The organism is Amycolatopsis sp. CFH S0740, from assembly GCF_004522315.1.
Lineage (GTDB): Bacteria > Actinomycetota > Actinomycetes > Mycobacteriales > Pseudonocardiaceae > Amycolatopsis > Amycolatopsis nivea.
Genome location: NZ_SDLS01000019.1, coordinates 1 through 17,578, shown reverse-complemented (window position 1 = coordinate 17,578; position 17,578 = coordinate 1). Strand labels below are relative to the sequence as shown.

18 protein-coding genes are annotated in these 17,578 nt (G+C 69.2%); 10 read left to right on the top strand and 8 right to left on the bottom strand.

The window, feature by feature from the left end; genetic code table 11:
• Nucleotides 1-13: 13 nt before the first annotated feature.
• Nucleotides 14-415, top strand: coding sequence for a hypothetical protein (locus EIZ45_RS28210; RefSeq protein ID WP_134666889.1), 402 nt, complete (start codon nucleotides 14-16; stop codon nucleotides 413-415).
• A 257-nt stretch (nucleotides 416-672) separates the two neighbouring features.
• Here the strand turns inward: EIZ45_RS28210 and EIZ45_RS28205 are convergent, their stop codons facing one another.
• Nucleotides 673-1,626 (bottom strand): helix-turn-helix domain-containing protein, encoded by a 954-nt coding sequence (locus EIZ45_RS28205; RefSeq protein ID WP_134666891.1) that lies wholly within the window; start codon nucleotides 1,624-1,626, stop codon nucleotides 673-675.
• A gap of 71 nt (nucleotides 1,627-1,697) precedes the next feature.
• Here EIZ45_RS28205 and EIZ45_RS28200 point away from each other — a divergent pair, with 71 nt between their 5' ends.
• Complete coding sequence (locus tag EIZ45_RS28200; RefSeq protein ID WP_134666893.1) at nucleotides 1,698-2,537, top strand: alpha/beta fold hydrolase; 840 nt, start codon at nucleotides 1,698-1,700, stop codon at nucleotides 2,535-2,537.
• 162 nt (nucleotides 2,538-2,699) lie between these two features.
• Nucleotides 2,700-2,930: a hypothetical protein gene (locus EIZ45_RS46955; RefSeq protein WP_240692040.1), complete on the top strand. Its 231-nt coding sequence runs from the start codon at nucleotides 2,700-2,702 to the stop codon at nucleotides 2,928-2,930.
• Between the two features lie 109 nt (nucleotides 2,931-3,039).
• Here the strand turns inward: EIZ45_RS46955 and EIZ45_RS28185 are convergent, their stop codons facing one another.
• A complete protein-coding gene (locus EIZ45_RS28185) occupies nucleotides 3,040-3,744 on the bottom strand; it encodes a FadR/GntR family transcriptional regulator (protein WP_134666895.1) in 705 nt (234 codons plus the stop codon).
• 75 nt (nucleotides 3,745-3,819) lie between these two features.
• On the opposite strand from EIZ45_RS28185, the gene EIZ45_RS28180 reads away from it, so the two are divergent.
• The 4 genes from EIZ45_RS28180 (at nucleotide 3,820) to EIZ45_RS28165 (ending at nucleotide 7,439) form a co-directional block, all read left to right on the top strand.
• Nucleotides 3,820-4,695: a carbon-nitrogen hydrolase family protein gene (locus tag EIZ45_RS28180; RefSeq protein ID WP_134666897.1), complete on the top strand. Its 876-nt coding sequence runs from the start codon at nucleotides 3,820-3,822 to the stop codon at nucleotides 4,693-4,695.
• The gene (locus tag EIZ45_RS28175; protein ID WP_037819260.1) at nucleotides 4,692-6,017 is read left to right on the top strand and encodes an APC family permease; all 1,326 of its coding nucleotides are present in this window, start codon (nucleotides 4,692-4,694) and stop codon (nucleotides 6,015-6,017) included. Before EIZ45_RS28180 ends, EIZ45_RS28175 begins: the two co-directional genes overlap by 4 nt.
• 115 nt (nucleotides 6,018-6,132) lie before the next feature.
• A complete protein-coding gene (locus tag EIZ45_RS28170; protein ID WP_078870749.1) occupies nucleotides 6,133-6,753 on the top strand; it encodes a sensor histidine kinase KdpD in 621 nt (206 codons plus the stop codon).
• Nucleotides 6,750-7,439 (top strand): response regulator transcription factor, encoded by a 690-nt coding sequence (locus EIZ45_RS28165; protein ID WP_134666899.1) that lies wholly within the window; start codon nucleotides 6,750-6,752, stop codon nucleotides 7,437-7,439. Before EIZ45_RS28170 ends, EIZ45_RS28165 begins: the two co-directional genes overlap by 4 nt.
• 171 nt (nucleotides 7,440-7,610) lie before the next feature.
• Here EIZ45_RS28165 and EIZ45_RS28160 read toward each other — a convergent pair whose 3' ends face one another.
• A complete protein-coding gene (locus EIZ45_RS28160; RefSeq protein ID WP_205670135.1) occupies nucleotides 7,611-8,135 on the bottom strand; it encodes a hypothetical protein in 525 nt (174 codons plus the stop codon).
• A gap of 1,095 nt (nucleotides 8,136-9,230) precedes the next feature.
• On the opposite strand from EIZ45_RS28160, the gene EIZ45_RS28155 reads away from it, so the two are divergent.
• Both EIZ45_RS28155 and EIZ45_RS28150 read left to right on the top strand, forming a co-directional pair.
• A complete protein-coding gene (locus EIZ45_RS28155; protein WP_037819255.1) occupies nucleotides 9,231-9,629 on the top strand; it encodes a VOC family protein in 399 nt (132 codons plus the stop codon).
• A gap of 46 nt (nucleotides 9,630-9,675) precedes the next feature.
• Entirely contained in the window at nucleotides 9,676-10,296 is a 621-nt protein-coding gene (locus tag EIZ45_RS28150) for a CBS domain-containing protein (protein ID WP_134666903.1), read from the top strand.
• A 10-nt stretch (nucleotides 10,297-10,306) separates the two neighbouring features.
• Here the strand turns inward: EIZ45_RS28150 and EIZ45_RS28145 are convergent, their stop codons facing one another.
• The 5 genes from EIZ45_RS28145 to hxlA all read right to left on the bottom strand — a co-directional run bounded on the left by EIZ45_RS28145 (nucleotide 10,307) and on the right by hxlA (nucleotide 16,461).
• Nucleotides 10,307-11,689, bottom strand: coding sequence for an ATP-dependent 6-phosphofructokinase (locus tag EIZ45_RS28145; protein WP_037819252.1), 1,383 nt, complete (start codon nucleotides 11,687-11,689; stop codon nucleotides 10,307-10,309).
• A gap of 31 nt (nucleotides 11,690-11,720) precedes the next feature.
• Complete coding sequence (gene glpX, locus EIZ45_RS28140) at nucleotides 11,721-12,689, bottom strand: class II fructose-bisphosphatase (RefSeq protein ID WP_134666905.1); 969 nt, start codon at nucleotides 12,687-12,689, stop codon at nucleotides 11,721-11,723.
• A 44-nt stretch (nucleotides 12,690-12,733) separates the two neighbouring features.
• Nucleotides 12,734-13,321, bottom strand: coding sequence for a 6-phospho-3-hexuloisomerase (gene hxlB / locus EIZ45_RS28135; RefSeq protein WP_051172715.1), 588 nt, complete (start codon nucleotides 13,319-13,321; stop codon nucleotides 12,734-12,736).
• Nucleotides 13,322-13,627: 306 nt separating this feature from the next.
• The gene (tkt, locus tag EIZ45_RS28130; protein WP_205670136.1) at nucleotides 13,628-15,730 is read right to left on the bottom strand and encodes a transketolase; all 2,103 of its coding nucleotides are present in this window, start codon (nucleotides 15,728-15,730) and stop codon (nucleotides 13,628-13,630) included.
• Between the two features lie 104 nt (nucleotides 15,731-15,834).
• Nucleotides 15,835-16,461 carry a 3-hexulose-6-phosphate synthase gene (hxlA, locus tag EIZ45_RS28125; RefSeq protein ID WP_051172421.1) on the bottom strand — a complete coding sequence of 209 codons (627 nt, stop codon included), beginning with the start codon at nucleotides 16,459-16,461 and terminating at the stop codon, nucleotides 15,835-15,837.
• A gap of 165 nt (nucleotides 16,462-16,626) precedes the next feature.
• Here hxlA and rpe point away from each other — a divergent pair, with 165 nt between their 5' ends.
• Nucleotides 16,627-17,283, top strand: coding sequence for a ribulose-phosphate 3-epimerase (rpe, locus tag EIZ45_RS28120; protein WP_043832384.1), 657 nt, complete (start codon nucleotides 16,627-16,629; stop codon nucleotides 17,281-17,283).
• The last annotated feature ends 295 nt before the right edge of the window (nucleotides 17,284-17,578 follow it).

Sequence of the window (17,578 nt, the reverse complement as noted above, 5' to 3'; positions counted from 1 at the left end):
CGGGAGGAAACCCGTGCCCACCGAAGAACACCATCACCACGGCCCGGTGATCCACGGCGGCGTGCACAATTCGCAGCTGGCGTGGAACAACCGGAACGTCACGCAGAACCTCGCGCACACCGAGCAAGTCGCACCCGGGTTCGAAGCCGTCGCCGAGGTCGTCGCCGAGGTCAAGCGGCAACTCGGCAGCCTCGGGCTGCCCGAAGCGGACGCCCGCGACGCCCGCGAAACCGCCGACGCCGTCCTCGCCGAGGTGGTCAAGCCGGAGCCGGACCGAGGCATCGTCCGCAAGGGCCTCACCGCGTTGAAGGGCCTGCTGGCCCAGCTCGCGATGGGGCTGCTCACCGGAGCACACGAGGGCGCCGTCGAAACCGGCAAGGAGCTGGTGCACGCGCTCAGCCAGCTGCCTCTCTGAGGTTCGCCTGTCCCGCGCTTCACGGTCTACAGTGGACGGTCAGAAGCCCGGTGCCTTGCCAGGACTCATGATCCCGCGCGGACCAAGCGCCGTCTGGAACGTCTCGTCGGCGGCCCGCCACACCTCGGGCGCGCTCGGCAGCCGGATAGGCCAGCCGCCGGACTTCGAGAAGCTGAGCCGCCTCGACGCGGACTGCGGCTTCCTTCGCGGCGGCCGGATCGAGCTGGGCGATGAGCATGGCCTGGGTCGTTCTTCGCCTACCGGGTTTCGCCGAAGATCCGCCGGTAAGCGCCCGGCGTGGTTCCGAGCCGTGCCCGGAAGTGTCGGCGCAGGTTGACCGCCGAGGCGAGCCCGACCCGGTTGGCGATGGTCTCCACCGGAAGGGCGGTCTGTTCCAGCAGCACCCGTGCCGCGTCGAGGCGCTGGCCGAGCAGCCACTGTCCCGGGCTGGTGCCGAGTTGCTCGGTGAACCGCCTGGCGAGCGTCCGGTTCGACAGCCCGGCCCGCCCGGCGAGCCGGGCCACGGTCAGTTCGGTGTCGAGCTGAGTGGTGGCCCACTGCAGCAGCGGGGCCAACGACTCGTCGGCTCTCGGCGGGACGGGCTGCGCGGCGTACTGGAGCTGGCTGCCGTCCCGGTGCGGCGGCAGCACCATGTTCCGGGCGATCCGGGCGGCGTGTGCCGCGCCGTGGTCCGCGCGGACGAGGTGCAGCAACAGGTCGATGCCCGCCCCGGTTCCGGCGCTGGTCGCCACGTCGCCGTGGTCCACGTAGAGCACGTCCCGATCTACCGTCACCTCGGGGAAGGCGGCGGCGAGCCGGTCGGTTTGGCGCCAGTGGGTGGTCGCGCGGCGTCCGTCGAGCAGTGCGGTCCGGGCGAGGACGAACGCCCCCGTGCAGATGGCCGCGATCCTCGCCCCTCGCCGATGGGCGGCCCGCAGCGCCTCGATGACGGCCGACGGCACCGGTGCGTCGGGCGGCTGCCAGCCGGGGATGATCACGGTGTCCGCCTCCTGCAGGGCTTCGAGCCCGCAGTCGACGAGCATCGTGTAACCGGCGGTGGTCCGCAGCGGGCCGGGACGCTCGGCGCAGATCCGGAAGTCGTAGCGGGCAGGCACGTCCTCCCAGGCGGTGCCGAAAACCTCGGCGGCACACGCGAGTTCGAAGGGCGACTGGGGCGCGTTGAGCAGGGCTGCCACCCGATGACGGGCCATGGCAGGAATATACCCAAGGATGTCATTTTGGACTCTCGGCATCGAAGCCAGCCCCCGGTCACAGTGGTCGGATGAGCGAAGCCAATGGAACAGGCGTGTCGCGGACCGAGGTCCAGGTCGACGGTGAAGCGGCCAGCTACTTGACCGCGGGGCGGGACGGCCCGGTGGTCCTGCTGCTGCACGGGACGTATTGGAGCCGCGTGTGGCTTCCGGTGCTGGGCCGCCTGGCCCAGGCGGGGCTGCGGCCCGTCGCGGTCGACCTTCCCGGGCTGGGACGCTCAGGAGGCGAACTCACCCCGGAAACGGCCACGGTCCCGGCCCTTGCAGACTGGCTCACGCGATTCGCCTCCGCACTGAAGATCTCCGGGCCGATCGCAGTGGCGGGCCACGACATCGGCGGCGCCATTGCCCAGCATCTCCTTGCCCATGATCTGTTGGAGATACGCCGGCTGGCCTTGGTCAACTCGGTCGCCTACGACTCCTGGCCGGCACCGCACGTGGCGCGGTTCCGGGACCCGGCGGTCGCAGCGGCCGTCACCGCCGACGGCCTCCTCGCCGCCCGCCGGCAGGCCGTGGCCTCGGCACTGGCAGACGCCGCCACCGAACAGCTGATCGCCGAGTATCTGGATCCGTGGACGAACCCCCGGGTCCGCCGCTCCTGGCTGGCGATGGCGGGCGCGGCCGACAACCGCTACACCCTCGATCTCGTACCCGCGCTGCGCCGGTCCACGACGCCCAAGCTGCTGATCTGGGGCGAGGACGACAGCTTCGAGAAAGTGGAGTACGCCGAGAAATTCGCCTTGGAGATCCCGCGAACCACGCTCGTGCGCATCCCGCGAGCGGACCACATCCCCACGGAAAACGCCCCCGGCCAAATCGCCAAAGCCCTCGCCGATTTCTTCACAATGTAGCCGTCATTGCGACGCAGTAAGCGTCCACCTTCCGAGTTACCCCGATGCCGCCTGCTGTGCCCGAAGTGCGGCGCCGCCTGGTCGAGCCGGCGGGCGGTGAGGTAGGCGGCGGGCGGTTGCCCGGTCAAGGCGCTGAACCGGTCGGCGAAGGCGGAGCGGGACATGGTGGCGGTCTTGGCGAGGTCGGCCACGGTCCAGCGGCGGGCCGGGTCGCGGTGCATGGCGGTCAGGGCCCGGCCGAGGGCGGGATCCATCGCCGCGATCAGCCAGCCGGTCCGGTCCCGGGTGCGAATCAACCCCCGCCACACCATCGAACTCGACGCCAGCCACGCCTCCCTGGCGTCCCAGCCCGGCCAGATCGCCGACCTGATCGACACCGCCGCCCGCGCCTGACCGGCCCTCTCGACACCGCCCGGCGCTGCTGGAGCACTCCCGCAGCGCCGGGCCTATGGCCAATGAACCAAGGAAAGTGTCCCAGACAGTCAGCGCCGGCGGCCGGGGCCTATTCCAGGCCGACGAACATCGTCTCGTGCAGGCGGCCGACGTGGGCGCGCACGACGCGGGCCGCCGTTTCCGGGCGGCCGGCTTCCAGCGCGTCCACCAGTCTCGCGTGTTCCCGGTTGGACTCGCGCAGTTTCGGCATCGGGTACGGCAGGTAAAACCGGTGCAGTTCCCTCAGCACGACCTCGTACTGCCGCACCGCCGCGGCCGGCCCCGGCGCCGCCACCGCGCGGTGGAACTCCGTGTCCAGTTCGTGAAACTCGGCCCAGCCGGCCGCGTCTCGCATCCGGGCCACCAGCTCCCGCAGGCGCGGGACGTCCGGCGACCGAGTGGCCGCCAGCTGCGCCAGCCCGGACTCCAGCACCAGCCGGTGGTCGATCAGCTCCCGCACCTCGGCGGCCGATGCCCGGTACGCGCCGACCTCCCGCACCCGGGCCGCCGGCGGGTGCTCGGCCACCAGCGTGCCGCCGCCCCGGCCGCGACGGCGTTCGATCACGCCGTCTTCGGCCAGGGATTCCAGTGCCCGCCGCACGGTGATCTCCGCGACGTCCAGCGCCCGCGCGATCTCCGCGTTCGACGGCAGCCGCTCCCCCGGCGCCAGCAGGCCCAGCTCCACCGCGAGCGCGATCCGCGCGCGCACGGTGTCCAAAGCGGACAGCCGCCGGATCCCGGTCACCGCGGGGGAATTGAGGTCTGCCGTGGTCATGCGACGACCGTACCGCACAAAGTGCTCATGATGAGCACTCTTGTTTAAGTGTTCAAGATGGTCTATTTTCCGTCCATGCCGCGACCACTGCCGATCGCCCTCGCCCAGGCGCCGCCCCGGCCCGCCGGAACCCCCGGGTTCGCCGGCGAGGTCGAGTCCCTGCTGAACCGGTTTCCGGGCACCCGCCTGGCCGCCTTCCCCGAACTGCATCTCTGCGGCGTCGACGGCGAAGGCGACGACCGCACCCGGCAGCTCCGCGAAACCGCCGAACCGCTGCACGGCCCCCGGACCCGGGAACTCGCCGAACTGGCAGGGGATCTCGGGATCTGGCTCGCGCCCGGCACGGTGTGCGAAGCCGGCGACCGCGGCGAACTGTTCAACACCGCCCTGCTCTTCTCCCCCGGCGGCGAACTGGCCGGCTGGTACCGCAAGATTTTCCCCTGGCGCCCCCACGAGCCGTACGACCCCGGCGACCGCTTCGTCGTCGCCGACCTGCCCGGCACCGGCCGGATCGGCTTCTCGATCTGTTACGACGCTTGGTTTCCCGAAGTCGCCCGGCACCTCGCCTGGCTGGGCGCCGAGGTAGTGCTCAACCCGGTCCAGACGACCACTCCGGACCGCGCGCAGGAACTCGTGCTCGCCCGGGCGAACGCCATCGTCAACCAGGTCTTCGTCGCGAGCGTGAACACCGCCGGGCCGTTCGGCCGCGGCGACAGCGTCCTCGTCGGGCCCGAGGGCGAGGTCCTCGCCGCGTTGCCCGGCGAAGCCGAAGGCGTCCTGGCGCACACGATCGACCTCGACGACGTGACCCGCGTCCGCCGCGAGGGCACCGCCGGAACCAACCGGATGTGGGCGCAGTTCCGCCCCGCCGACGCCCCTGTGCACCTGCCGCTCTACCAGGGCCGGATCGACCCGGGCCGCTGGAGCCCCCGAGGAGAAGACGACCGATGACCGCCACGCCCACCGCCCCGGCCGCGCTGCGGCGCCGGCTCGGCCTTCCCGGCGTCGTCCTGTTCGGCCTCGCCTACATGGCCCCGCTGATCGTGCTCGGCACGTTCGGCATCGTCGCCGCGACCACCGCGGGCACCGTGCCTTCCGCCTACCTGCTCGCCCTCGTCGCGATGCTGTTCACCGCCGCGAGCTACGGGAAAATGGCGGCCGCGCATCCGGTCGCCGGCTCGGCCTACACCTACGTCCGGAAAGCCATCGACGCGCGCGCCGGTTTCCTCGTCGGGTGGGCGGTGCTGCTCGACTACTTCTTCCTGCCGATGGTGATCTGGCTGATCGGCGGCGCCTACCTGTCGGCGGAGTTCCCCGGAGTGCCGCGCTGGGTCTGGCTGATCGCTTTCATCGTCCTGACGACGCTGCTCAACGTGCTGGGCATCAAAGTCGCCGAAAAAGCCAACTTCGTGCTGATGGCGTTCCAGCTGCTGGTGATCGGCTTCTTCGTCGCGCTGTCGATCAGGCACGTGCTGCATGCCGGCGAGGCGCTCGCGAGCACACAGCCGTTCTTCCACGCGGGCAGCACACTGGGCACGATCTCGGGCGGCGCCGCACTGGCGACGTACTCGTTCCTCGGCTTCGACGCCGTGACGACGCTGACCGAGGAAACCACCGAACCGCAGCGGACGATCCCCCGCGCGATCCTGCTCACCGCGCTGATCGGCGGCGGGATTTTCGTGGCCCTCGCCTATTTCACCCAGCTGGCCCACCCGGGCAGCGCGTTCGCCGACGAATCCTCGGCGGCCTTCGAAATCGCCACCACGATCGGCGGCGACCTTTTCGCGTCGGTCTTCCTGGCCGGGCTGGTGGTCGCGCAGTTCGCGTCCGGGATCGCGGCACAAGCCAGCGCGTCGCGGCTGATGTTCGCCATGGGCCGCGACGGCGTGCTGCCGCGCGTTTTCGGCAAACTCCACCCGCGGTTCGCGACACCGGCCTTCGGCATCCTGCTCACCGGAGCGGTCGGGCTGGCAGCGCTGGCACTGGACGTGAGCACGTCGACCTCGTTCATCAACTTCGGCGCGTTCACCGCGTTCACGTTCGTCAACCTCAGCGTGCTCGCGACCTGGCTGCGCGACCGCACCGGAAAGCGGACGCTGACCTGGCTGGTCTTCCCGCTGATCGGCGTCGTGGTGGACCTGTGGCTGCTGGTCAACCTGGACGGCATCGCGCTGGTCTTCGGCCTGGTGTGGCTGGGCATCGGAATCGTGGTGCTGGCCGCGATCACCCGCGGATTCCGCCGTCCACCGCCGGAGATGACCTTCGACGAGTAGCCCGGAAACGTTGGCCCTTCCTGGGAAACACGTTCCGCGTTCGCTGCGACGGCGTTGGTCGGGTGGGCGCGCCGTTGCCGTTGCCGTTGAGCTGCTGCGCACGCCTCTAGCGACGATGAGGGCGTCGCTGGACGTCGCGATCGCCAAGCCCCATTCAGCCGCTTCGACAATCGCGCTCACGGACCGGCTGCGTCCCCAGCTGGATCGAGTCGATCACCTGCTCGACGGATTTCTCGTGCTGGCCAGAGCGCAACACGGGGCGCTGGCCGATGCTGACCGGGTCGACCTCGGCGAACTCGTCGACGCGGCACGGCGCGAACGTTTCGCCGACATTCGCGAGAAAGGCTTGACCGTGACGGTGGACCTGCCCCCGGCGACGACGGCCCAGGGCAGCCCGGCCCTGCTCGCGCGGTTGGTGGACAACGTCATCGACAACGCCGTAGCGCACAACGAGCAAGGCGGCTGGATCGAGGTCACCGGGTCCGCGACCGAGGAGGAGACCGTGCTGGCCGTCGAGACCGGCGGACGCGTCCTCGACCAACGAGAGGTCGACCGGCTGGCCCAGCCCTTCGAACGGCTGGGCGAGGAACGCACCGGCTCCTCAGGACTCGGCCTGTCGATCGTGGCCGCCGTCGCCGCCGCCCACCGCGGCCGGCTCGCGCTGTTCGCCCGTCCCGAAGGCGGCCTGCGCGTGACGATCACCCTGCCGGCCGTGAAGACGCCGGTCCCGGCATGAGGATCCTCGTCGTCGAAGACGACCGCGCCCTCGCCGAGGTCGTCGCGGAGGGGCTCCGGGACCAAGGAATGGCGGTCGACCTCGCCGGCGACGGACTGACTGCCTCCGCCAAACTCGAACTCACCGCGCACGACGTCGTCGTCCTGGACCGAGACCTGCCCGGTCTCCACGGCGACACGCTGTGCCAGATGATCACCGAACGGGCGGACCGGCCGATGGTGCTGATGCTGACCGCGGCGAGCGCGCCCGGCGACCGGGTCAGCGGGCTGACTCTGGGCGCCGACGACTACCTCTCCAAGCCCTTCCACTTCCCGGAGCTGATCCTGCGCATCCAGGCGCTCGCCCGTCGCAAACCGCACGCACGTCCCCGAACCCTGCGCACGGCAGGGATCGAGCTGGACCCGGTACGCCGCACCGTCGTACGCGACGGACGACAACTCAGCCTCTCGGTGAAGGAGTTCGCGGTTCTCGAAGCGCTGCTGCGGGCGAGTCCCGGTTTCCTGAGCGCCGAGACCCTGCTCGAACAGGTTTGGGACGAGAACGCCGACCCGTTCACCAACACCGTCACGGTCACGATCGGCCGGCTGCGACGCAAACTCGGCAACCCGCCGATCATCACCACGACCCCGGGAATCGGCTACCGGATCGCCTCGCCCACCGACCCGCGAGGGCACGCGGCCGAATAGTGCAAGCTTTGCATCCCCATTCGCCGAACTGGGCGATCCACATATCCATCTCGGCGTTGCGAGACGTTGACTCGCGATTCTCCCCATTTCCTCGGCGGGACTGAAAACTAATGGTGGAGTCGGGTACGCGACTGCCCCTTTTCGAGCGCGGGTGGCAGTGATGTCGCGGGGTCAATCGTCGGCTGCGACGAGGAGAGTGAGCGACGCCGCGGGCCGGTCGATGACGACGAGTTCGTGGTAGTCGATATGGATCGGGCCATAGTCGTGGAGCGCGTCCTCCGCAAGCTGTCCCAACAGGTATGTGCTGGTCGCCTTGCGGATCGGGCGGTAGATCTCCTGGCGCAGGCGTGCTTCGAGCGGCTCTGGGACGTTCCCGTGCTGGCTGGCCCAGGAGCGGATGACGCCGACTGCCGTCGCGGCATCGACCGTCTCGTAGTCGTCCGGGGTGATGCGATGAAGCCACCACTGGCCATGGCGCGGCCAGTCTTGAACGCCGGCACCGTCGTACGTGTCCCGAAACTGGGGGTGTGCGATCAAGGCCGCTAGGACATCTCGGTCCTGCGGCGCCTCGGCCGGCAACTGGAAATGCTTGGCATCAACCCAGCGGTAGCCATGATGGGATCCCTCGCCGAATTCGAAGTCTCGGAAGTTGATGAAGAGACTGACCAGATGGACGAGGGCGGACATCGATTCCATGCTCGTCATCGTAGGTCGCGCCGTCTCCTCGATCCGCCGGAGCGAGCGACCCGGATACGACGTCGCGGACAACGGCGGCGAACTGGCCGTGGTCCACCTCTTCGTCGTCGACGGCTAGGACACAGCTGCGTCTGGCGCGGTCCAGAACCGCATTGCCGGTCTCCCGCAACACTGTCCGCAGCCGCGACAAGTAGCTGTAAAGCGCGGCATGCGCGCGCAACGGCGGCGCGCCGTCCCACACTCGGTCGATCAGTTCGCCGGCCGACACACTGATCCTTGGTGTTGGCCTGGGGAAGGATGTGTTTGTGTCTGATTCGTCGAAGTATCCGCAAGAGTTCCGGCGGGATGCGGTCGCGTTGGTGAGGTCGTCGGCTCGTCCGTTGGCGCAGGTGGCTCGCGAGCTGGGATGAATCACGAGACGTTGCGGGCGGAGCGGGAGCTGCGCGATGCAGCTGTGCGCCAGCGACTCTCCGGTGCGAAAGTTCGGCCGTTGGCGGAGATGTTCGAAATACCGCTCCAGCTCTCGAGCACCTCCACGGGCGCCTCAACGACGGTCATGAAAACAGGCTTACTCGAACAATCCCTTGGGTTACCAGCGCTGTGCTCGTCTCCAGCGCCTCCGAGAGACCTCGCCTCAAGATCGTTTTCGAGGCTGTTCCCGCAGGTCAGACCCTATAAAAGGGGAGGCAGAGTGGGCCGGGTTGGGCTCGAACCGACGGCCAAGGGATTATGAGTCCTCCTGGGCCGAACGATGTGCTGACCTGCGAAAACGCAGGTCAGCGGTGAGCATCAGCAGCAAAATCCCTTGGGTTTGGAGAGATCCCCTCCCGTACTGCGCCAGCTTCCGGTAAACCGTGGCGCAGCCCATGCCGAGTTGCTCGGCGGTCCGCACCACCGTCGCACCGGGTTGGGACAGCCAGCGGACTGTCCCGTCCCTCTCCAGTGCCTGGTTCCCGTTCATCCGGCCCCGCCGCCCGCTCGTCCCGGTCCCTCCGCCGCCCGTTCGATCGAGCGGGCTCCGGCCGCGCGGCGGCTGGTAAGAACACCGGTACGTCCGCATGCGAGCGGGCATGCCGACCGGGCGAAGGGGTGCACATGGCTTTCCCAGGTTTGCAGCACATCGCGATCACCGTGTCCGATCTTCAGCGCAGCACCGAGTGGTACACGAGGCTGTTCGGCGCCGGGCCCGTCCTGGACGAGGACGAGGAAGGCGGCGAATTCCACCACACGGTCTTCGCCCTCGGCGGCGGCATGCTGTTCGGGCTGCACACCCACCACGGCAAGGAAACCCGGGACCGGGCGGACGAACGCCGCACGGGGCTGGACCACATCGGGTTCGCGGTCGAATCGCACGCCGCGCTGGCCGGATGGGCCCGGAAGCTGGACGAGCTCGGCATTTCGCACGGCGGGGTGAAGAAAGCGCACTACGGCAGCGGCGTTTCCTTCCGCGATCCGGACAACATCGCGCTCGAGTTCTTCGCCGGTCCGGAATGACCAGGCCACCGGGAAAGCGATGTGCGATCAGCGAGTAGCCGACGTCATGGCACGCCAGGTCGTCTCGGCCGGACGCGACACCTCGTTCCGGGACCTCGTCACGGCTCTGCTCGAACACGGCGTGCCCGCGCTGCCGGTCGTCGATCCGGCCGGCCGGCCGATCGGGCTCGTCACCGCGGCCGACGTGGCGGCGAAGAGCGAGTTCCACGGCGGCGCGGACCGGCTGCCCGCGTTCGGCGGGCCGCGCCGCCGGAGCCGGTGGCGAAAAGCGCTTGCACGCACTGCCGGCGAGCTGATGACGGCCCCCGCGCCCACGATCGCCGCCGACGCGCCCCTGCACGTGGCGCTCCGACAGCTCGCGGACGCCAAGCCGGCCCAGTTGTGCGTGGTGGATCAGGCCGCCCGGCTGGTCGGGCTGATCTCCCATCGCGACGTCCTGTCCGCGTTGCTGCGGTCGGACGCCGACATCCGCGCCGAGGCCGAAGCCGGTGCGCCGGAAGGCGTCACGGTGCGGGTCGCCGATGGCGTCGTGACGCTCACCGGCACGGTCGGGCTGAGAAGCGTTGCCGAGCAAGCTGTTCGGAGCGCACAGTGCGTGCGCGGGGTAGTCGCCGTCAGCGATGAACTCGACTTCGGCTTCGACGACCGCACCGCGCACGCACTGTGAACCCGGCTGCTCAGCAAAAGCCCATGGGCACTTTCTCCCGGCCCGCCGCGGCGCCGAATTCCGCGGGCTGGCAGGTGGTTTCCAGCACCGACAGCCACAGGTCGCCATCGGGGTCGACTTGGTTGCGGCGGCTGGTCATCAACGACAGCGGGACGTGCACGAAGCGCCGCCGCCAGCGCGCGACAGCCGCCGCGGTACGGCCCGCCATGGCGGCGTGCACCGCCGCGTGCGCCAGCCGCAGGCAATACACGCTGTCATAGGGGTTGGCCGCGATGCTCCGGATCGCATAGCTCGGGTCGATGTAACGCATCGTGGGAGGAAGTCCTGCCGCGGTCAGGTGCGCGGCGATGCGGTCTTTGAGCAGTTCCCCCACGTTGCCGAGCTTGACGTTGCCCGACGCGTCCGTGGCGCGCCCGTTCCGGTGCGCCGCGCCGGGCCGGTCGAGCAGCTCCTGACCGGCCCCTTCGGCCAGCACTATCACGACGTAGCCCTTCGCCCGCACGCGTTGCTCGACGTGGGCGAGCAGTCCGTCCCGTCCTTCCAGCGCGAACGGGATCTCCGGGATCAGCACGATGTCCGCGCCGTTGGCGGCCAGCGCGGCGTAACTGGCGATGAACCCGGAATGCCTGCCCATCAGCTTCACGATCCCGACCCCGTTCGGGCTGGACGCGGCTTCGACGGAAACCGCCGAGATGAAGTCCGTCGCCCGGGCGAACGCGCTCTGGAAACCGAAGGACTGGTCCGTGAAGGGCAGGTCGTTGTCGATGGTCTTCGGCACCCCGATGACCGCGATGTCGAGGCCGCGCGCCCGGATCGCGTCGCTGAGGTACGTCGCGGCGCGCATCCCGCCGTCGCCGCCGATGACGAACATGACGTCGACGCCCCGCAGAACGAGGCTGTCGACCATCTCGTCGGCGTCCTGGCCGCCGCGCGAGCTGCCCAGGATGGTGCCGCCGTCCTTGTGGATGTCGCGGACGTGCGCCGGCGTCAGTTCCACGGTGTCGTGCCGATGCTCGGCGGTCAGCCCCTGCAGGCCGTTCCGGAAGCCCAGGATCCGCTTCACCTTGTAGTGCACCGCGAGTTCCTGGACGAGACCGCGGATGACGTTGTTCAGCCCCGGGCACAGCCCTCCGCAGGTGACGATCCCGGCGGTGACGCGTGCCGGGTCGAAGTAGATCTTCCGGCGCGGGCCCGCCCCTTCGAAGCTCGGAAGGCGCGCCGGCGGGAGGCGGTGCCCGGCCAGCATCGACACGGTGTCCTCGAGCAGGACCCGGTCGCCCTCGGCGACATAGTGCGGAGAGGTCTGTTTCGTCGACACCATCTCGGCGAGCGGCGAATCGTAACGACACTCGCCGAGATGACGAACGCGGAGGTCGTCCAAATGCAGCGTCACCGGATCTCCCTGGTCGTGCGGACAGCGTGGGTCACTCGAAGGTGGTGTGGGTGAGGTAGCGGATCTCGCCCCGGGAAATCAGCAGCGATTCGCAGGTGGTCTTGCCCTCGCATTTCCGGGGGCGGTCGAGGAGCGTGCCCCCGGTGACCCCGGTCGCGACGAAGAAAGCGTCGCCTGCCGCGAGTTCGTCGCATTCGTAGACGCGGTCGAGGGACATGCCCGCCGCGCGGATCGCGTCCGCCTCATCGTCCCGTTGCGGGGCGAGGCGGCCCAGCATCCCGCCGCCCAGCGCGCGAACCGCGGCCGCGGTCATCACGCCTTCGGGCGTGCCGCCGACGCCGAGCAGCAGGTCGACGTCGAGCGTCGGCAGGAGCACGGCCAGGCTTCCGCCGACATCGCCGCCCGCCGGGGTCTGCACCGCCGCGCCTGCCCGCAGCACGCGGGCGATCAGGTCCTGGTGCCGCGGCTTGTCCATGATCATCACCCGGAGCTCGCTGACCTTCTTGCCGAGCGCGGCGGCGACGTTGGCCAGCGTGCGCTCGGGCGGATCGTCGAGATCGACGACGTTTTTCGCCTGCGGGGGCACGACGATCTTGTCCATGTAGAACCCCGGCCCCGGCGACCAGAGCGTGCCCGGCTCGCCGAAGGCGATCGTCGCCAGGGAGCCGGGAAGATCCTTGGCGCAGAAGGACGTTCCTTCCAGCGGATCGACCGCGATGTCGAAATCCGGGCCGTTGCCGGTGCCGACGATCTCGCCGTTGAACAGCATCGGGGCGTCGTCCTTTTCGCCCTCCCCGATGACCACCGTTCCCCGGCCGGGAGCCTTCGCCAGCGCTTCGCGCATCGCCTTGGTGGCAGCGGCGTCGGCGGCCTTCTGGTCGTACCGGCCGACCCAGCCGTAGCTGGCGACGGCGGCGCTGCGGGTCGCGGACAGCGCCACCGCCTCCAGTGCGTGGACATCGACGCACGTGCGCGGCGCGGCCTCAGTCTGACAGTGCATTTCGGGCTCCCATTCCGGTCGGTCGCATCAGGACAGCGAGGCCGCTATTCGAGATTCGCGTGGAGCCGCCACAGTTCGCGGGCTTGAGTGCCGCTGGTCTGCCATAGCGCGTGGAAGAGCGAATCCGTGATCAGCAGGACGGACTGTTCGAACAGGCTGCCCGCGTACTGGACGGAGGAGTTGCCGTCGAAGTCCTGCTTGTCCGCGGCCGGGATGAGCAGCACCTCGGTCGCGGCCTTCGCCAGCGCCGACCCGGGCGCCGTGGTCAGCGCGATCACGTCGGCGCCCTGGGCGCGAGCGGTCTCCGCGGCGCGCACCACCCGAGCGGTCGATCCGGAGCCCGATGCCGCGACCAGGACGTCCCGTTCGCCGATCGCCGGAGCCGTCACCTCGCCGACGACGTGCGTCGGAAGTCCGAGGTGCATGAACCGCATCGCGGCCATCTGCAGCGCGAGGCCGCTCCGTCCGGTGCCGATGGTGAACACCGCGGGCGCCTTGAGCAGCAGTGCGCCTGCCCGGAGCCACGACGCGGACTGCACCGCCGCGCTCACCCGGTCCACCTCTCCGACGACCGCACGGGTCGCTCCGGTGAAGAGCGCAGCGTCAAGTTTCTTGGGAATCGTGTTCGTCAACGAGATCTTCCTCCACTCGCGGGCGGGCGACCTTGGTGCGTCGCCTGCGCGGCCATCGCGCGGGCCAATCTGCTTAGACCACAAGGATTCTCCACCGCCGGCCTGTCCAGCAAGGCTTGCGGCATCAGGAAAAGCTATCCCCTGATTGGGATGACGAATAATGGCGGGGAAAAGGAAGCGGCCCCGGCGGACTGCACCGCCGGGGCCGCTTCGTGCGGGCGTACCGTTCAGGAGGCTCCCATCAGCCCTTGTGGACGTGTTCCGGGCGGATGTTCCCGGATCCTCCTGCCGCCCGCGGCAACGACATCACCGCCGAACGGAGCGCACGCTTCGGCGTGCGGCTTCCACCACGGCGTCGACGGTGATGCCGAACTGGCTGTACAACGTCGTGAAATCCGCCGACGCGCCGAAATGCTCCAGCGACACGATTTCGCCGGCATCGCCGACGAACCGGTGCCACGGCTGGGCGATCGCCGCTTCGACCGCCACCCGCGCCCGCACCGAAGGAGGCAGCACCTCTTGCCAGTAGGCCGAATCCTGCCGGTCGAACCACTCCACGCACGGCATCGACACGACCCTCGTGGGAATTCCTTCGTCCTCGAGAATCTTCCTGGCCGCTACCGCCAGCTGCACCTCGGAACCGGTGCCGATCAGCACCAGCTCAGGCGTGCCGGTCGAAGCCTCGGCGAGCACGTAGCCGCCGCGTGCCACGCCTTCGGCAGAGGTGCCCTCCAGGGTCGGCACGTTCTGCCGGGTGAGCGCGAGCCCGGTCGGGCCTCCGGTGTTCTCCAGCGCGGCTTTCCAGGCGTACGCGGTTTCGTTCGCGTCCGCGGGGCGAGCCACCGACATTCCCGGGATCGCCCGCAACGAGGCCAGGTGCTCGACCGGTTGATGCGTCGGGCCGTCTTCGCCGAGGCCGATCGAGTCGTGCGTCCACACGTAGACGACCGGCAGTTGCATCAGCGCGGCCAAGCGCACCGCCGGGCGCATGTAATCGCTGAAGATCAGAAAAGTGCCGCCGTACGGACGAGTTCCGCCGTGCAACGCGATGCCGTTGAGAATGGACCCCATCGCGTGTTCACGGATGCCGAAGTGCAGCGTGCGGCCGTAGGGCTGGGCGGTCCAGGCGTCGGTGGAGATTTCGGCCGGGCCAAAGGAATCCGCACCCTTGATCGTGGTGTTGTTGCTCTCGGCCAGATCCGCCGAACCGCCCCAGAGCTCGGGCAGCACCTCCCCGAGCCTGGCCAGTACCGCGGCCGACGCCTTGCGGGTGGCGACTCCCGTCTCATCCGGCTCCCAGACGGGCAGATCGTCCGCCCAGCCAGCCGGGAACTCGCGCTTGGCCAAGCGGTCCAGCAGGGCCTTGCCCTGCGGGTTGCTTCGTGCCCAGGCGTCGAATTCGAGCTGCCACTTCTCGTGGTCCGCCCGGCCCCGCGCGGCGGCCTCGCGGGTGTGGCGCAAGACCTCGTCGTCGACCTGGAAACTCAGCTCCGGATCGAAGCCGAGAGCGCGCTTGACCGCGCCGAGTTCTTCCGCGCCCAGCGCCGCGCCATGCACCCCGCCGGTGTTCATCTTCGTCGGGGCGGGGTAGCCGATGACGGTGCGCAGCACGATCATCGTCGGACGGGAGGTCTCCGCCTTGGCTTGCTCGATCGCGCCGAGGAACCCGGCGACGTCCTCGCCGCCGTCCACAGTGAGCACGTGCCAGCCATAGGCCTCGTAGCGCTTCGCGGTGTCCTCGGACAGCGCGATGCGCGTGTCGTCCTCGATGGAGATCTCGTTGCTGTCGTAGATCACCGTGAGGTTGCCGAGTTGCTGGGTTCCGGCAAGCGACGACGCCTCCGACGTGACGCCTTCTTCGATGTCGCCGTCGGAGGCGATCACGTAGACGTGGTGGTCGAACACGCTCGTGCCCGGCTCGGCGTCCGGATCGAACAGACCGCGCTCGCGGCGGGCCGCCATCGCCATGCCGACCGCGCTCGCCAGGCCCTGGCCGAGCGGGCCGGTGGTGATCTCGACGCCCTTGGTGTGCCCGTATTCGGGGTGGCCCGGGGTCAGCGAACCCCACTTGCGCAACGCTTTCAGATCGTCCAGTTCCAGGCCGTAGCCCGAGAGGTAGAGCTGGATGTACAGGGTGAGGCTGGAATGTCCGGCGGACAGCACGAACCGGTCGCGCCCGATCCACTCCGGATCACCGGGGTCGTGCCGCAGAACCCGTTGGAACAGCGCATAAGCGACCGGCGCGAGGCTCATGGCCGTGCCGGGGTGCCCGCTTCCGCACCGCTCGACCGCGTCCGCCGCCAGCACGCGGACGGTGTCCACCGCACGTGCGTCCAGACTGCTCCAGTCTTGCGGGAACCGCTGGGCGGTCAAGCGGGCAATCTCGTCAGGGGATTGGTTTGCTGCCATGGAAGCGCACTCCCGATGATGTCGATTCTTGGCGTATTCCGGAAAGAGCAGATCCGGCCCGCTGCGCGCCGAGCCCGTGTCCGGCGCGCAGCGGGCGGGTGTGGTCAGGCGGTGAGGCGGCGGAGTTCGCGGGCCGCGGCGGCGGGATCGGGCGCGTTGTAGATCCCGCCCCCGACCACGGCCACCGCCGCGCCCGCGTCCTTCACCAACCCGATGGTCGCGGCCTTCACCCCGCCCGCGATCGAGAACGCCACCCCCGCCTCCCGCCCGTCGGCCAGCAGCGTGTCGATCGAATACCCCGGACGCGCCTGCTCGTCCAAACCCGCGTGGATCTCCACGAACGACACCCCCAGCTTCGCCACCTCCCGGATCCGCGCCACCCGGCCCTCGGTCACCGAGATCATGTCCGCCACCACCTCCTTCCCGTACTTGCGACCCGCCGCCACCGCGCCCCGCACCGTGTCGTCGTCCGCCGCCCCCATCACCGTCACCAGATCCGCCCCCGCCTCGAACGCCAGCGTCGCCTCCAGCTCCCCCGCGTCCGCCGTCTTCAAATCCGCGAACACCAGCTTGTCCGGATGCGCCGCCTTCACCGCCGTCACCGCCGAAATCCCCGCCGACTTCACCAACGGCGTCCCCAACTCCAAAACATCCACATGCTCGGCCACCTGACGCGCCAACGCCAACGCCGAACCCACATCCAGCACATCCAACGCAACCTGCAACCGCACAACAAACTCCTTCGCCATCGCCGATGAACTCCGTTCCACCATCGCCTCGCGGGTCCGTTTCCGGCAACAGCGCGCCACATGCGCAAACGCAATCCCCCGATACGCACAAGCAATGCCCGCCGGCCGCGAACCGAAATTACGATTTGTCTCGTGCCGAATAAACCATTGATCGCCCCCTCCATCCTCTCCGCCGATTTCGCGCGGCTCGCCGACGAAGCGGCCGCCGTGCGCGGACGCGCGGATTGGCTGCACGTCGACGTCATGGACGCGCATTTCGTGCCGAATCTGACGTTGGGCCTGCCAGTCGTGCGATCGCTGCTGGCGACGACGGACATCCCCGTGGACTGCCACTTGATGATCGAGAACCCGGACCGGTGGGCGATCGGGTACGCGGAGGCGGGTTCCTACAACGTCACGGTGCACGTCGAAGCCGCGGACGATCCGGTCATGCTCGCGCGGAACGTGCGCGCGGCAGGGGCGAAAGCAGGGCTCGCGATCAAGCCGAACACCCCGCTGGAGCCGTATCTGGACGTGCTCAAGCACTACGACACCCTGCTGGTGATGTCGGTGGAGCCCGGGTTCGGCGGGCAGAAGTTCATCGCCGAGGTCCTGGACAAGGTGCGCACCGCGAGGCGGCTCGTCGACACCGGGCACCTGAACCTGGTGGTGGAGATCGACGGCGGCATCAACGGCGACACGATCGAACAGGCGGCGGAGGCCGGTGTCGACTGCTTCGTGGCCGGCTCGGCGGTGTACGCCGCCGACGACCCGGCCCGCGCCGTGGAAGGGCTGCGCAGGCAAGCCCAAGCCAGCACACGCTGAGCTGTCCCCGACGGACGGCAGGAGCGGGATTGGCCGCCCGTGAGGGGAACCCTCGCGAACTCAGATTCCCCATGCCAGGAACTTAAGGCGAGATTGCGGGTGCGGTTGAGGCGTGGCTGCCCGGGCCGCGTGACCCCGGTGACAGTACGTGAGGGGAACCCTAAGTAACAGGAACTTAAGCGGTGCGGCAGGCGCATTTCGAGGTGTATTTGCCCAGTTCGGCGGTGTGGCCGGGGTGGGATGTGGGGTCAGCGGTCCGTGAGGGCCACCCTGAGGGAATCAGATTCCCTGTTTT

Bases quoted from the DNA above. Each gene is read 5' to 3' on its own strand.
- EIZ45_RS28150 (WP_134666903.1), top strand. From the start codon at position 9,676: ATGGCACGCCAGGTCGTCTCGGCCGGACGCGACACCTCGTTCCGGGAC.
- EIZ45_RS28175 (WP_037819260.1), top strand. From the start codon at position 4,692: ATGACCGCCACGCCCACCGCCCCGGCCGCGCTGCGGCGCCGGCTCGGC.
- tkt (WP_205670136.1), bottom strand. From the start codon at position 15,730: ATGGCAGCAAACCAATCCCCTGACGAGATTGCCCGCTTGACCGCCCAG.
- EIZ45_RS28205 (WP_134666891.1), bottom strand. From the start codon at position 1,626: ATGGCCCGTCATCGGGTGGCAGCCCTGCTCAACGCGCCCCAGTCGCCC.
- EIZ45_RS46955 (WP_240692040.1), top strand. From the start codon at position 2,700: ATGGTGGCGGTCTTGGCGAGGTCGGCCACGGTCCAGCGGCGGGCCGGG.
- EIZ45_RS28165 (WP_134666899.1), top strand. From the start codon at position 6,750: ATGAGGATCCTCGTCGTCGAAGACGACCGCGCCCTCGCCGAGGTCGTC.
- EIZ45_RS28200 (WP_134666893.1), top strand. From the start codon at position 1,698: ATGAGCGAAGCCAATGGAACAGGCGTGTCGCGGACCGAGGTCCAGGTC.
- EIZ45_RS28170 (WP_078870749.1), top strand. From the start codon at position 6,133: ATGAGGGCGTCGCTGGACGTCGCGATCGCCAAGCCCCATTCAGCCGCT.
- EIZ45_RS28155 (WP_037819255.1), top strand. From the start codon at position 9,231: ATGGCTTTCCCAGGTTTGCAGCACATCGCGATCACCGTGTCCGATCTT.
- EIZ45_RS28185 (WP_134666895.1), bottom strand. From the start codon at position 3,744: ATGACCACGGCAGACCTCAATTCCCCCGCGGTGACCGGGATCCGGCGG.
- EIZ45_RS28160 (WP_205670135.1), bottom strand. From the start codon at position 8,135: ATGGAATCGATGTCCGCCCTCGTCCATCTGGTCAGTCTCTTCATCAAC.
- glpX (WP_134666905.1), bottom strand. From the start codon at position 12,689: ATGCACTGTCAGACTGAGGCCGCGCCGCGCACGTGCGTCGATGTCCAC.
- EIZ45_RS28180 (WP_134666897.1), top strand. From the start codon at position 3,820: ATGCCGCGACCACTGCCGATCGCCCTCGCCCAGGCGCCGCCCCGGCCC.